This window comes from Pelomicrobium sp. G1 (genome assembly GCF_051905455.1).
In the GTDB taxonomy this organism is placed as follows: domain Bacteria; phylum Pseudomonadota; class Gammaproteobacteria; order Burkholderiales; family UBA6910; genus Pelomicrobium.
Genome location: NZ_JBQACR010000447.1, coordinates 1 through 254 on the forward strand (window position 1 = coordinate 1; position 254 = coordinate 254).

The 254-nt window shown below is 66.1% G+C and carries 1 protein-coding gene; it reads right to left on the reverse strand.

Features of this window, described 5'->3' with window-relative positions; all coding sequences use genetic code 11:
• The coding region (locus ACTFO6_RS19170; RefSeq protein WP_439935919.1) for a lipase family protein at positions 1–254 on the reverse strand (254 nt) is incomplete at both ends.

The window sequence follows — 254 nt, forward strand, 5'->3', positions numbered from 1 at the left end:
CGGGATTGATGGTCCCGGCTAGGTGGTCTCGCAGCGCCTGCCGTGCGTCGTTGTTCACGCTCGCCCGAAACGGCGCTGGATCGAAGGTGACCGCCGTTCGATCGAAAAATACTCCCATCAGCGCCGCGAGACCTCCGCCCAGGCTGTGGCCGGTAAAACTGATGGCTGCCTCGGGGTGCGCCTGCCGGATGCGGGCGTAGAACTCCGCCGCTTTGTAGATCTGCTCTTGCTTCCCTCCCTCCCCCCCCCCCCCC